This window comes from Mangrovibacterium lignilyticum (genome assembly GCF_010882175.1).
In the GTDB taxonomy this organism is placed as follows: domain Bacteria; phylum Bacteroidota; class Bacteroidia; order Bacteroidales; family Prolixibacteraceae; genus Mangrovibacterium; species Mangrovibacterium lignilyticum.
The window spans coordinates 688338-702248 of sequence record NZ_WKLH01000001.1 but is presented as its reverse complement, the minus strand read 5'-3'; the positions used below and the strand labels follow the sequence as shown (position 1 = coordinate 702248).

The following is a 13911-nucleotide window of genomic DNA, read 5'->3' as shown; positions in this document are numbered from 1 at the left end:
AAATGAGACACAATAAAAAATTCAACCATCTGGGAAGAAAAAGTGCTCATCGCAAGGCAATGTTGTCGAACATGGCTAATTCATTGATTTTCCACAAGAGAATTAGCACGACTACAGCGAAAGCGAAAGCACTGAAGATGTATGTTGAGCCGCTTATTACAAAAGCAAAAGATGACACGACTCATTCACGTCGTATTGTGTTCAGCTATTTGAAAAGCAAGACTGCTGTAGCTGAATTGTTCCGTGATGTAGCTGAAAAAGTAGCTGATCGTCCGGGTGGGTATACTCGTATTTTGAAGACAGGAAACCGTTTTGGAGACGACGCAGAAATGTGTATCATCGAATTGGTTGACTTCAACGAAAACATGCTTGAAGCAAAAGAAACAAAAGCCAAATCACGTCGTTCTCGTCGTGGTGGTAGCAAAAAAGCTGAAACAGCTCCTGCTGCTCCGGTTGTTGAAGAGCCAAAAGCTGAAGTACCTGCTGCTGAGGAAGCACAAAACGAAGAACCAAAAGCTGAATAAGGTTTTTAAACCTTTCTGCATAAAGAAAGCTGACCGCAAGGTCAGCTTTTTTCATTTTATATAACGATCTTCAATTCGTTCATTAAACTTTTGGCGGTAGTTATTTCCGATAGGTAATTTTTGTTTGCAGATTTCAACTTGGTTTCCTTCGATTGATTGAATGCTGTCCATTCGGATGATAAATGATTTATGGATCCGGAAGAAATCACGCGATGGAAGTAACTCTTCCATTTTCTTCATCGATAAGTTGGTGACCAAATGCTGGCTGTCTGTGTGAATTTTAATGTAGTCTCCCAGTCCTTCAATAATCCGGATGCTGGAAATTTCAACCCGAAATGCTTTTTTATTCGACTTGATAAAGATGTATTCAGGCGATTCATGGTGTTGTTTGGCCCCATCCTTCATGTGGAGCAGGCTTAGTTGCTCTTCAGCCTTCTGAAAGGCTTTAAAAAAGCGGTCAAAGCCGAATGGCTTTTTCAGGTAGTCCAGAATATTGAGCTCATATCCCTCCAAGGCATAATCGGTGTAAGCCGTTGTTAGAACAACCAACGGGGCATGATCGAGATTCTTAATAAAATCGAGCCCCGACAATTTAGGCATATTCACGTCGAGAAACATCAAATCCACTTTGGTTTCTTTAATGGTTTTGTTAGCCTCTAAAGCATTGGAACAAGTACTCACTATCTCCAGGTTTGGAATGTCTTTGGCGTATTGTGTGATCACTTGGCGGGCCAAAGGCTCATCGTCTACAATAATTGCTCTAACTTGCATTTTCGGAGTTTCTTTTATTTCAGTTTAATCTTTAGTTTCACCTCAAAGTCGTTCTCACGACCGTTAATATCTAGCTTGTACTCGTTCTTTGTGTACAGCATAGCCAGACGCTGTTTAACGTTTTCGAGCCCAACGCCATGTGCTCCTTTAGGTTTACGGATATCCGCAGCATTGAAGCTGTTGGTAATCTCAAAATCCAGCTCATTCTCCAGAATTCGAATCAAAATCCGGATATAGGCGTCATCGCCTGATGAACGTGGTCCGTGTTTGAATGCATTATCCAGAAAAGGCTCAAATACGAGTGGCATTATTTTTCGTTCGGCAGGCTCTCCTTCAATGGTAAATGCAATTTTAACCTGATCGCTTAACCTTATTCGTTGCAGTTCAATGAAATTTGTTACAAAACCAATCTCCTTTTTTAGCGAAATAAAGTTCTCTCGAGATTCGTAGAGCACATGTCGCATCAAATCCGATAGCTTCAGGATAAGTTGTGGCGTCTTTTCGGAATTCACCAGTGCCAACGAGTAAATATTATTCAAACTATTAAAAAGAAAGTGAGGATTAATCTGTGCTTTCAAGGTGTTTAGTTCGGCTTCCAGCCGCTGTCGTTCAGCTTTGTGATACCGCAGAGAAATGTCTTGCAATTCAATCCAATCGGTCAAAAATTTAGCTAACGAGGTGATAAACACATATCCAGCAGATGTGAAGAAATTAGCGGAAAGCAGTAGCCTGGTCAGATCCCTTTTTTCAACCCAAGAGAGAATTCCACTAACCAACAAGGCTGAACCAAATAATGTTAGGACGAGCCAGAACACATAGAATATGTACTTGTGTTTTTTTAGTAAGCGGGGAATGAACAGGTATAGATTGCTGTACACAGCTAGCGCAAATCCGATGTTCAGTATAATTGCTTTAAAGAAAAGATCGGGAGTAAGGCTCAGCTTGTGTTCCGATACAATATCGAACGAGAGCATTGCAAAGGCGAGGCTGGCCATCCAAAATAGAATGTGACCGGTATTTTTTAGTTTGCGGTATCTGGTTCGATCAGACATTGATGTGTTGTTAAACGTTTGATTTTGATTTGTTTCGGAAGATTGAGAGTTAAACTCTGTTGCAAATTACCCATTTTGTCGGATTGTTGCAAAATAAAAAAGATTGTGTTAAGACCGATTGGGCAAAACACCGAAGTGCAATTGGCATTCTTTATGTCAAAAGTGATTTGAATTTAGCGGCATTAAGCTATTTTTGTTTCAAATATACAATCAGACCAATTGTGACTACTGTTTCTGTAATAATCGTTAATTATCGTGGATGGAGGCATTTGAATACTTGCCTTGATTCTCTGTCAAAGATCAACGCCGATATTTATCAGCTTGAAACGATTGTAATAGATAATTTTTCCAACGACGGGAAGCTTGATGAATTTCAACGACGTTTTCCTACTGTCCGTTTTATTCAGAATACCGGCAATAATGGTTTCTCCAATGGGTGCAACCTTGGAGTTGCACATGCCAACGGCGATTACTTGCTTTTTATGAATTCTGACATCATCGCTAATGCTGAAGCTATTTGGGGGATGGTTGATACGATAGAAAGGGACCCGGGGATTACGTTGCTGTCATGTAGCCAGCAAAACAGTTCGGGCAGAAAAGAACACCCGTATGGTTTGTTTCCTGATTTATTAACTTTAAATGGCCTACCACGAGCTTTTTATAAGATGGCGAAAGGGAGCGAATTGAAAGATCGGTTTCAGGCTGAAAAAGAACTGATTTATCCGGATTGGGTTTCCGGTTCGGTCATGATGATCAGTGCTGATAATTTCCGGAAAACCAACGGCTGGTGCGATGATTATTGGTTGTATTATGAAGATGTGGAATTTTGTTGGAACGTTCGGGAGATCGGCGGGGAAGTAGCGCTCACAAGGCAATTCTCGATGATTCACAACCATGGAGGGGCCACACGAATTAACCCCAGAACGACTGCTCTGACAAAAGCTGAAGTACGTATTTCGAAACACGTTTTTGTGTCTCGTCATTTTTCCGGCTTAAAGGCTTTTCTGATGCACTTTATGACGGCGGCTGGGTTTCTAATCGGAAATTTATTCGTGGCTTTATTGAGTTTGCCTTTGTTCTTTGTACCTAAGTTGAATGCGTACGGACGATTGTATCTGAACGTATTAAGCAATTATATATCTGCTATAAGATATAGGACTTGGGTTAGCCCCCGATCGGTTAACTACCAGAAATATTCAGAATAAACAGGTACGTTTGTCAACTTGCGAGAAGTTCATTGTTGTTTTAAAACATCTGTTTTATTGGTCTTTCCCCGCTTGTTTATGTCGCTTGAATCAAGTGGTTTAGCCTATTTGAAAAGCTTTTGCGTTTTCAGTATAGCTTGCCGGTTTTTCGAAATGATTAACTTTGCTTGCACATTTTGAGATTAAGACGAAAATCAAACACTAGACGAAAATGAAAATAGAAGTATCAAACGGTGAGATTGCTGATAAATTGACCATCATTGAAATCAAGTTGGAGAATATCAAAGACGAAAAGAAACTGGTGAATTTAAAAGCTGAATTTGCAGTTTTGGATGAAGCGGTTGCGAAAATCATTGCTAAAGATCACCCGCTATATCAAGAGCTTTTGACGATCAATAAGAAATTGTGGGATATCGAAGACCGCATTCGCGAATTGGAAAAAGCGAAAGATTTTGGTGCTGAATTTGTCGAAGTGGCCCGCTCGGTTTACTTTACCAATGACAAACGTTCGGATGTGAAGCGCAAAATCAACGAATTGACAGGTTCTTCATTGATCGAAGAAAAATCTTACGAAGACTACGTTTAATATGAAGCGGATTTTGGTGTACCGGTTCTCGGCTATGGGCGATGTGGTTATGCTTCTCCCGGTTTTGAAAGGCTTATTGGAGTCGAACGCAGAGCTGGAAATTCACTTACTTACCCAGCCTTTTTTGTTTCCTGTTTTCGAGGGAGTCGATCGTCTGCATCTTGTTTCAGTCGATTTAAAGGGAAAGCATAAAGGAGTCCGCGGATTGTACCGTCTTTATCGGCAACTCAAAAAGGAAATCAATCCGGACGAGGTTTTCGATTTACATCAGGTTTTACGGACACATGTGCTGAATTTCTTTTTCCGCAGAGGCGGTTACCAGGTGAATTGCTTTCAAAAGGGGCGGGAAGATAAGAAAGAGGCTGTTCACAATAAATTACACAAGCAGCTACCATCATCGATCGATCGGTATGCGGCTGCTTTCTCCAGTGCCGGTTACCGCTTTATTATGCCCAAACCACCCCTGTTTCCCGAAAGCTCGCGGGATGATGCGCTGGATTTGCTGGAAATTGATTCGAAAAGTACAAAAGTGCTGATCGGTGTAGCACCCTTTGCCAAGCATCAGCAAAAGGTTTGGGGAGCCGATAAGACCCATGATTTACTGAAACTATTTAGCGAAATTCCAAAGTCGAAAGTGATTTTGTTTGGTGGTGGCAAAGCTGAATTGGAAATCCTCGATCAATTGGCAGGCGAATTTTCAAACTGTTTGGTTGCCGGACACCACATAAAATTTACGGACGAGATAAAGCTGCTTCCGCATTTGGATATCATGATTTCGATGGATTCGGCGAACATGCATCTGGCTGCGATGGCCGGTATTCCGGTTGTTTCCATTTGGGGAGCAACACATCCCTCGCTGGGCTTTGCACCTTATCATCAACCCGAAGAATACCTCATTCAATATACCGGGCATGAGATCAATTGCCGGCCTTGTTCTGTTTTTGGTAACAAGAAATGTATTTACGGCGATGTCCGTTGTATGAAATACATTCCCGTTAGCCAGGTTGCCGAACGGGTAGGCTTTATCCTGGGGCAGACCCTTCCCAACTAAATCGAATTTCCGGATGGACATCCTTCCATTAGCCTGTCGGGAGCAGATGCTTTGGAAGGACTTCCAAACACAGACAAATCAGGTGGGCAAGCTTTGGAAGAACTTCCAAACGATGACTTTCCGGGAGGGCAAGCTTTGGAAGAACGTCTAAAGCTTCACCTCAGCGGAAGGCGGGCAATGGACAAACTTCGAAAGCTCTACCTCCGGGGTGGGGAGCCAATGGACAAACTTCCAAAAGCAATTTTCCTGAGAGGGCGAGTGTTGGAAGTTTATCCAAGACTTCCCCCGGCGAAAACGGGGTTTTAGACGTTCATCCCAAAGCACCAAACAGTCTGTTTTGAAAAAGAAGTGGTGAGATTAAGCAACACGGCGCCACTATTCGGCTTAAAATTTAACCATCATTTGACTCGTATCCCGGAAGTTTGATCTGAAATCAATTAATTTTGTGGCCGGTACATCAGGCTTAACTAATAATACCTGAATTTCAAAAAAAAAAAACGGAGGCGAAGGATAATGGATAAAAATTTAGAAGTGATCACTTTTGGTGAGGCGATGGTGTTATTTAGTCCCGGTGATAAAGGACCGTTGAGACACATTCACAATTTTACGAAATCAATTGCGGGAGCAGAAGCCAATGTCGCGATTGCTTTGGCACGACTTGGGCACAAAGTCGGCTGGTTTTCAAAATTAGGACACGACGAGTTTGGGCGTTACATCCGGTTTATGGTTCGGGGAGAAGGAGTTGACGTGTCGCGTGTTGTAGAGGATACGGAACATCAGACCGGACTCTTATTCAAGGAGCTGTTTGAGCATGTAAATCCCAATGTTTATTACTACCGAAAAAATTCCGCGGCTAGCTTTATCAAACCGACAGACTTGGATAAAGAGTATATTGAAAGTGCTCAAATTTTACACCTTACAGGTATTACTCCTGCAATCAGTCAATCGGCTAAAGAGACCGTATTCGAAGCAATAAAAATAGCAAGAGAAGCCGGAGTCAAGGTATCTTTTGATCCCAATATACGTCTGAAGCTTTGGCCGATTGAGCAAGCAAAAGAAACCATTCTTGAAATTTGTAAGCAAACAGATATCCTGTTTCCGGGAATTGACGAGTCGGAATTATTGCTTGGAACAACCGATACCCAAGAGATATTTAAAGCATTTCATGACATGGGCGTTAGCGAGATTGCTTTAAAGTTAGGCAAGGAAGGCTGTATGGTATCTGATGGTCATATTTGCGAATTTGTGCCGGGATATATTGTCGAAAAACTGGAAGATACCGTAGGTGCCGGTGACGGCTTTGCCGCAGGCTATCTGAGTAGCCGTCTGAAAGGCATGAATATTCAGGAAGCAGGCGATTATGCCAACGGTGTTGGAGCTATGGCAACGCTGGTGCGTGGCGATAGTGAAGGTTACCCAAGCTACAACCAGTTGCTTGCCTTTACGGGTAAAATTAAATCTGTCGACCGATAGATGAGGAGACTGAACTGAACGTCAAACTGTATCGAAACAACAATAAAATAAGGCTTTCCACATGGAAAGCCTTTTCACTTTTTCAGCGATTGTATTTTTATTTCGGATCGAAGGTTAGTCCGAATTTTTCAGCCAATGTTTTTAGGTCTTCAATAACGGCTTCCTGAACAGGTATTCCGTTTTTCAACCGTTCGGCAGTGAGCTCCCGTTCCGGGTCACCAGGTACGAGCACTCGCTCTTGTCCTTCTGAAACTTCAGCATTCCGGAAGGTTTTGATCCAGTTATCCATATGTGCTTTAAACTCATCGGCCGGGCGGAAAGCGTCCACACGGAATGCGCCTACAAAGTGACCGATACCTTCGCCAACCGGGTTCTCCGGCGGATCGAGGAAAGCTACGAATGGAGGAACCCATGGGCCGTAGTTGGCACCCGATAAAACTGCAGAGAAGATGTCGACCATCGCCCCCAGACAATAGCCTTTGTGTCCGCCATGCTGACGATCACCACCGAGCGGCAACATCGATCCACCTTTTTTCAAAATGAAAGGGTCGGTGGTTGGATTTCCATCTTTATCCTGTGCCCAACCTTCGGGGGCATTTTCACCTTTGCGCTGCAAAACTTCCAGCTTACCGTTTGCCACAGTGGTTGTCGCCATGTCAATGACAACGGGAGGTTCTTCGTTGGCCGGAATGGCTACTGCAATCGGATTTGTTCCCAAAAACCGGCTTTTTGAGAAGGTTGGTGACACCAGTGGGCTGGCATTCGTCAGTGCAATTCCAACCATGTCACCTTCGAGTGCCATCATGGCGTGGAAGCCGGCAATACCGAAATGGTTCGAGTTTTTGACGGCAACCCATCCGCTACCGGCTGTCCGGGCTTTGTTCATGGCTATGCGCATGGCCTCAGGAGCAGTTACCAGTCCGAGACCGAGGTCACCATCCAACACCGCAGTTGAAGGTGTTTCGTGTACTATTTTCATTTGAGGCGTGGCATTCAGGCGCTTTTGTTCCCAAAGGCGAATGTAACCACTTAGCCGGGCAACCCCGTGTGAATCTACTCCACGCAGGTCGGCTTGATTTAAACAGTCGGCAGCCTCAGCGGCCTGAGCCGGAGGACAACCCATTTTTTCGAATACCTGTTGGGTAAATTCTTTTAAATATGATGCTGATATTGTCATTTAAACTAGACTTTTAGATATTAGATTTTAGACGAGAGAAAGAAATTAGTCTCTCGTCATCTTTTTGGTTTTGCCAGGATTATTTTCGTACAAAATCGCGGGCCGACGCTTGTGCTGTCGGCATCACCAGAATGTCGTCGATATTGACGTGTGCCGGACGTGAAACAACAAAATAAATGGTTTCGGCAATGTCTTTCGCAAACAAGGGGGTGAATCCATCGTACACCTTCGAGGCCCGTTCTTCATCACCTTTGAAGCGCACCAGTGAAAATTCCGTTTCAACGGCTCCCGGGCATACGGTGCTTACTTTAATATTGTGTGGGGCGAGCTCAATGCGCATGGCCTTGCTAATGGCCGAAACGGCATGTTTGGTTCCGCAGTAAACCGATCCCATCGGATAAGCTTCTTTCCCGGCAATGGATGAAATACTGATAATGTGGCCACTTTGCCGGTCAATCATCCAGTTTGAAACGGTACGCGTAACGTACAGCAATCCCTTCACGTTGGTGTCAATCATTTGTTCCCAATCATCAACATCTGCGTTGTTCACCGGATCCATGCCTGCAGCAAGGCCCGCATTGTTGACCAACAGATCAATTTTTTTCCAGTCGGCCGGAAGACTAGCCAACGCCTCGTCTACTGCAAGCTTTGAGCGAACATCAAACTGAAGCAGCTCAATTTCAACGCTATCTGAACTTAGTTCTGCTTTTAGCTCTTCAAGACGATCTTTTCGGCGTCCGGTCAAAATCAAATTATAACTGTTTTTAGCCAGAATCCGGGCTGTCTCAAGTCCGATTCCTGCTGTCGCTCCGGTGATTAAGGCAATTTTTTTTGTCATTTTGTTTTGATTTGAATCTGTTGCCAGTAAATTAATATTCCCATTTTGTTCGGAAAAATCAACTACTTGACTATTTTTGTTTTCATTATTCAAGCTTTAAATAAACCTATTATGGCTGAAATTACTGAAAATAAAGAGGTATTCTCTATCGATCAGATTGAAGAGCCCAAAGATATTCATGAAATTGTTTTTAACCTAATGGTCAATCCGAATTTGGCACCGGTTAATTACTTCAACGATTTTAGTGATGAAGGGGTAGAGCTTGAGAGTTTGGCCAGCGACGATACCGATGACGCCGGAATCTTTACAACCGACAACGGGCAGGTCATGTCGATGACAACACACGCCTTCCATCATCACCTGGAAAGCGATCCCAAGACAGCAACGGAAATTTTGATCAGTCGTGCCGCCCGCCGGATGATTTGCTTTGGAGCAAAACCACAAGCGGTAAGTGCGTTCCTGTATCACATTAATATTGCTGATCCGAACGGGCAGTTTATTGCATCGGGTGCGAAAAAAGGGTTGGAAAATGCCGCTGCCAAATTTGGAGTGAAAGTCTCGGATCGTAAAATCCGTTTCGACCATTTTTCAGCACATGGCCCTGTTTTGCCAACCATTATCATCAGTATGATGGGAAGTGTGAGCGATAAGGACAAGGTGCTGACTCACCAGTTTAAATCGAAAGGTAACAACATATTTGTAATTGGTCAATCTTACGACGATATCAACTCTTCAGAATATCTGGAGTTTTACCATGAAATTGGAGAATCGGCGCTGCCTGTATTCGATATTGACAGAGAAGCTGAGTTACACGGCGTGATGTGTGGATTGATTGATCAAAAACTGATCAGTTCTGCCAGCCCGGTAGGAAAAGGTGGGTTGTTTTTCTCCTTGCTTCGCGCGGGAATGCCAACCAAGTTCGGCTTTGATATAACAACAGATGCAGAGATTCGCCGTGATGCCTTCTTGTTTGGCGAATCAATGGGACGCCTGATTGTTGGAGTGCCACGTGATAAGGCAGATGATTTTGTCGATTATATGAGCACAACAAAATTACCATTCTTCACCCTTGGCCATGTAACCAAAGGCGAAATCCGGATTGATGATGAATCGTTCGGTTTTATTGATAAAATGAATCCAATCGTTTAATGGCAGTCTCACCGTACCAGGATTCCGAAAAAAATAAGAAGCAGCAGGTCGAGCAGATGTTCGACAATATTGCTCCCAAATATGATTTCCTGAATCACTTTTTAAGTTTGGGAATTGATAAGTTATGGCGTAAAAAAGCCGTTCGCATTTTAAAGGCCTACAATCCATCGCGTTTACTGGATGTTGCTACCGGAACAGGCGATTTTGCGATAGAAGCGTCACGCATTGCTCCCAAGGAGATTGTTGGTTTCGATTTGTCGGAGCAGATGATTAAAGTTGGAGCGGAAAAGGTGAAGCGCCTGAAGCTTGATCACCTTATCAGCTTCAAAAAAGGTGATTCGGAGGATATGCCTTTTGATGATGCATCATTCGATGCGATTACCGTAGCTTTTGGAGTGCGCAATTTTGAACATCTGGAGAAAGGCTTACAGGAATTTCATCGCGTGTTAAAACCGGGAGGAGTGGCTATTGTTTTGGAATTTTCGAAACCCAAATATTTTCCGTTCAAGCAGCTTTATAAGTTTTATTTCTTTCATATTTTGCCACTTTTGGGAGGAATGATTTCTAAAGATGCATCGGCTTACAGCTATTTGCCCGAGTCGGTAATGGCTTTTCCCGATGATCAGGATTTTTTGAATATTCTGACGAATTGTGGCTTTTCCGAAAGCCGGCAATGGCGGTTGACTTCGGGAATTGCGACGATCTACCTGGCTCAGAAATAAATTCGGTTTTAAAGGGACGCAGTACAATATTTTTGTAAAATTCGTGTTTTGAATAAGAATGCAAACGTGTACCCTTTGAAAAAACAAATCACATTCGTCATATTCATTTTGTTGGGCTTTGCGAGCTTTGCCCAGAAGCCGCATGTGTTGCACTTGACCAACTTCGACAACAAGAAAATTCACTTTGGCTTTAGCTTGGGATTGAATGTTCAGGACTACAGACTGGAGCATTGGTCTCCAATTGGTAGTAATACCGATTTTGTGGAAGATCTGACACATACTAATCCGGATGGAGGACAGGTTCATTATGAAGATACTGTTCGCTCTGACATCGCCACAACAAGTCCCGGATTGACTGTCGCTGTTGTTATGAACCTCCGATTGGGCGAATATTTCGATTTGCGTTTTCTGCCCGGACTATCTTTTGGGGAGCGAAATCTCATCTATTCAAAAAACGGAAATTATTTGCCGGTATACGACATGTATGCGGGAACGACGGACCTGGAGTTTGTCTCGGTGAAATCGACTTACCTGGATTTTCCTGTAATGGTGAAGTATAAATCGAGCCGACTGAACAACCAGCGTCCATACATTATTGGAGGTTTGGCCTATCGCATCGATATTTCAAAGTCAGGGGAAGAAGATTTGGTCCAACTGAAAAAAGGCGGTGTGTTCCTCGAAGCGGGGATAGGCTTGGACAGCTATTTGCGTTTCTTCCGTTTTTCAACCGAGCTGAAAGTCAGTTTGGGTTTGAACAACCTGATTGGAGACCCACCGATTGAGCAACGGAAATATTATTCTCAATCCATCAAAAGTATCAGTTCGAACATCTTCACGCTTAGTTTTCATTTCGAATAATTCATCCTGCTATTATTCCCGTTTTATCCCTAATTTTGCGGTCAAGCTATTTGACTGTGCATGAAGAAAGATTTCAACTTATCATTGACGCCTAAACAGGCTTCAGACGAAACGTATTACCGCCCTGTTGTTGCTTCGAAATTAGGGGTTGACCCAACTGAGATTGGTGCAATTGTGGTTCGGCGCCGATCGATTGATGCCCGGCAACGACAGATTAAAATCAACTTGGGTGTTCGGGTTTATATGGGTGAAGAGCCCGAAGTTGAACATCAGACCTATCACTACGGAAATGTAAGCGGAAAAACTCCTGTCGGAATTGTTGGCAGTGGCCCTGCAGGCTTATTTGCGGCGCTTCGCTTGATTGAGCTCGGATATAAACCGGTGATTTTTGAACGCGGGAAAAATGTAAGCGATCGGAAACGGGACATCGCTAAAATCCATCGGGAACATTTGGTTGATCCGGATTCGAACTATGGCTATGGCGAAGGTGGAGCCGGTACGTTTTCGGACGGTAAGTTGTATACCCGGTCGAAAAAGCGCGGGAGCGTTGAAAAGATTCTTGAAATTCTCGTCCAGTTTGGTGCCGACCCGCAAATACTGATTGATGCTCATCCACACATTGGAACCAATAAACTACCGGGCGTTATCGCTCGTATCCGCGAACAAATTTTGGCCAGCGGCGGGGAAATTTATTTCAATTCACGCGTCACCGATCTGATTCTGAAAGGGGACCAATGCACCGGGTTGGTTTTAAATGACGGTAATCGCTTTGAGTGTGCTTCAGTGGTGTTGGCAACCGGCCATTCGGCACGCGATATTTATGAAATGCTTTACCGGAATGGCGTGAACCTGGAAGCCAAAACCTTTGCCATGGGTGTTCGGATTGAACATCCACAGGCTCTAATCGATACGATTCAATATCATCAGGATAACCGGGGGCCGTATTTGCCCGCAGCAACTTATTCGTTTGTTGAGCAAGTGAATGATCGGGGTGTTTACTCATTTTGCATGTGCCCCGGCGGTTTTATCGTTCCGGCAGCAACTGCTCCCGGCGAGCTGGTTGTGAATGGCATGTCGGCATCCAAACGTAACTCGCCTTTTGCGAATTCCGGTTTGGTGGTCGAAGTGCGGCCTGAAGATCTGCGGGAATTTCAGCATTATGGTGTTTTTGCCGGACTGGAGTTTCAAAAGTCGGTCGAAAAGCTGTGTTTTCAATTAAACGGGCATAGCCAGTTTGCTCCCGCACAACGAATCAGCGATTTTGTGGCGGGTCGTCGGTCAGCCGATTTGCCGGACTCGTCATATACTCCGGGCTTGGTCTCGTCTTCGCTTCACGAGAAATTGCCCAAACGAATCAGTTCCCGTTTGCGGGAGGGGATCGTTGAGATGGATCGGAAAGCCCGTGGGTTTCATACGGATCAGGGGGTAGTCGTTGGCGTTGAGTCCCGAACTTCCTCGCCATTGAGAATTCCTCGCGATGAGGAAAGCTTGCAACACATTCGGGTTAAAAACTTATATCCCTGTGGCGAAGGAGCCGGTTATGCCGGAGGGATTGCCTCGTCGGCTATTGACGGGGAGCGCTGTGCTGATGCGCTGGCCGAAAAACTGAAATAAAGAAAAGGAGAGTCTCAGCCTCGGTTGTCATCACAGCTATCCAATAATCATCCTCAGAGCGGGCCTGTAAACTGCGACTGTCAACTTAAATTTGTCTTCTGCGGAACTCCGATAAGCAGATTCCCGTTGCCATGGATACGTTCAGCGACTCGCTGCCGGTTTCGTTGGAGGCGAACGATGGGATGTGAATCTTTTCGGTAACCGCCTGTTCCACTTCAGGGCTGATGCCGTTTCCTTCGTTACCCATCACTAAAATTCCAGTTTCGCTGAGTTGGTGCTGATAGATGTTCTGTCCTTCGAGGAAAGCGCCGTAAACAGGCAGCTTATGCTTTTGGGCTTGTTGCAAGCTGTCCGGTAAATTGAGGTAATGAACCTTTACCCGGAAGATTGCTCCCATACTTGCTTGAATCACCTTTGGATTAAAACAATCGACCGTATTTTCGGAGCACAGCAGCTGTTCGATGCCAAACCAGTCGGCCAAGCGGATGATGGTGCCCAGGTTGCCGGGATCCTGAATAAAATCGAGTGCCAGGCTGAGCTGGTTGTTCAGGGTATTCGGGTCGAACTGAACTTCAGGCATGGCTACTACCGCCAGCGCGTGTTGCGGCGACTGCAGTAAACTCGCCTTGCGAATTTCGTCGTCGGTGGCTTCAACAACTTCAGCAGCCTTTGTTGCCAGTTTGGGATTGTCTGCTAAAAATTCGTCGGTAGCACAGAGCAGACGCACCGAGAGGGGCGACTCCAAGGCTTCGGCCACCATTTTATCGCCTTCAACCAAAAACAGCTTTTCGGCCTCGCGGTTCTTTTTGCGGGCCAGCGACTGGATAAACTTGATTTTGTTTTTACTCAGCATGAACAGAATTTGTGCACGAAGATAAATATATAAAATGA

The 13911-nt window shown here is 44.4% G+C and carries 14 protein-coding genes; 9 read left to right on the top strand and 5 right to left on the bottom strand.

All coding sequences use genetic code 11. The features are described from left to right. Positions 1-2: 2 nt before the first annotated feature. A complete protein-coding gene (gene rplQ, locus GJV22_RS02730; RefSeq protein WP_163708346.1) occupies positions 3-524 on the top strand; it encodes a 50S ribosomal protein L17 in 522 nt (173 codons plus the stop codon). A gap of 51 nt (positions 525-575) precedes the next feature. On the opposite strand, the gene GJV22_RS02725 is transcribed toward rplQ, so the two are convergent. Together GJV22_RS02725 and GJV22_RS02720 are read right to left on the bottom strand one after the other, a co-directional pair. Continuing rightward, complete coding sequence (locus GJV22_RS02725) at positions 576-1295, bottom strand: LytR/AlgR family response regulator transcription factor (protein ID WP_163708343.1); 720 nt, start codon at positions 1293-1295, stop codon at positions 576-578. Positions 1296-1309: 14 nt separating this feature from the next. After that, positions 1310-2347 (bottom strand): sensor histidine kinase, encoded by a 1038-nt coding sequence (locus tag GJV22_RS02720; RefSeq protein ID WP_163708340.1) that lies wholly within the window; start codon positions 2345-2347, stop codon positions 1310-1312. 221 nt (positions 2348-2568) lie between these two features. Here GJV22_RS02720 and GJV22_RS02715 point away from each other — a divergent pair, with 221 nt between their 5' ends. The 4 genes from GJV22_RS02715 (at position 2569) to GJV22_RS02700 (ending at position 6662) form a co-directional block, all read left to right on the top strand. Beyond that, complete coding sequence (locus GJV22_RS02715; RefSeq protein WP_163708336.1) at positions 2569-3552, top strand: glycosyltransferase; 984 nt, start codon at positions 2569-2571, stop codon at positions 3550-3552. Between the two features lie 211 nt (positions 3553-3763). Next, complete coding sequence (locus tag GJV22_RS02710; RefSeq protein WP_163708333.1) at positions 3764-4138, top strand: DUF6165 family protein; 375 nt, start codon at positions 3764-3766, stop codon at positions 4136-4138. Between the two features lies 1 nt (position 4139). Further along, complete coding sequence (locus GJV22_RS02705; RefSeq protein ID WP_163708330.1) at positions 4140-5189, top strand: glycosyltransferase family 9 protein; 1050 nt, start codon at positions 4140-4142, stop codon at positions 5187-5189. A 513-nt stretch (positions 5190-5702) separates the two neighbouring features. Continuing rightward, positions 5703-6662: a sugar kinase gene (locus tag GJV22_RS02700; protein ID WP_163708328.1), complete on the top strand. Its 960-nt coding sequence runs from the start codon at positions 5703-5705 to the stop codon at positions 6660-6662. Positions 6663-6759: 97 nt separating this feature from the next. Here GJV22_RS02700 and GJV22_RS02695 read toward each other — a convergent pair whose 3' ends face one another. Further along, positions 6760-7839, bottom strand: coding sequence for an Ldh family oxidoreductase (locus tag GJV22_RS02695; RefSeq protein WP_163708325.1), 1080 nt, complete (start codon positions 7837-7839; stop codon positions 6760-6762). A gap of 79 nt (positions 7840-7918) precedes the next feature. After that, on the bottom strand, positions 7919-8677 hold the full coding sequence (locus tag GJV22_RS02690; protein WP_163708322.1) for an SDR family NAD(P)-dependent oxidoreductase: 759 nt from the start codon (positions 8675-8677) through the stop codon (positions 7919-7921). Between the two features lie 111 nt (positions 8678-8788). Here GJV22_RS02690 and GJV22_RS02685 point away from each other — a divergent pair, with 111 nt between their 5' ends. From GJV22_RS02685 to GJV22_RS02670, 4 genes are all read left to right on the top strand, one after another. Next, positions 8789-9826 carry an AIR synthase-related protein gene (locus GJV22_RS02685; protein ID WP_163708320.1) on the top strand — a complete coding sequence of 346 codons (1038 nt, stop codon included), beginning with the start codon at positions 8789-8791 and terminating at the stop codon, positions 9824-9826. Beyond that, entirely contained in the window at positions 9826-10548 is a 723-nt protein-coding gene (gene ubiE / locus GJV22_RS02680; RefSeq protein WP_163708315.1) for a bifunctional demethylmenaquinone methyltransferase/2-methoxy-6-polyprenyl-1,4-benzoquinol methylase UbiE, read from the top strand. Before GJV22_RS02685 ends, ubiE begins: the two co-directional genes overlap by 1 nt. Before the next feature lie 75 nt (positions 10549-10623). Continuing rightward, positions 10624-11406: a type IX secretion/gliding motility protein PorT/SprT gene (gene porT, locus GJV22_RS02675; RefSeq protein ID WP_163708311.1), complete on the top strand. Its 783-nt coding sequence runs from the start codon at positions 10624-10626 to the stop codon at positions 11404-11406. 60 nt (positions 11407-11466) lie between these two features. Beyond that, positions 11467-13020 carry an NAD(P)/FAD-dependent oxidoreductase gene (locus GJV22_RS02670; RefSeq protein WP_163708309.1) on the top strand — a complete coding sequence of 518 codons (1554 nt, stop codon included), beginning with the start codon at positions 11467-11469 and terminating at the stop codon, positions 13018-13020. 85 nt (positions 13021-13105) lie between these two features. Here GJV22_RS02670 and GJV22_RS02665 read toward each other — a convergent pair whose 3' ends face one another. Next, complete coding sequence (locus GJV22_RS02665) at positions 13106-13873, bottom strand: TrmH family RNA methyltransferase (RefSeq protein WP_205461725.1); 768 nt, start codon at positions 13871-13873, stop codon at positions 13106-13108. Positions 13874-13911: the final 38 nt, after the last annotated feature.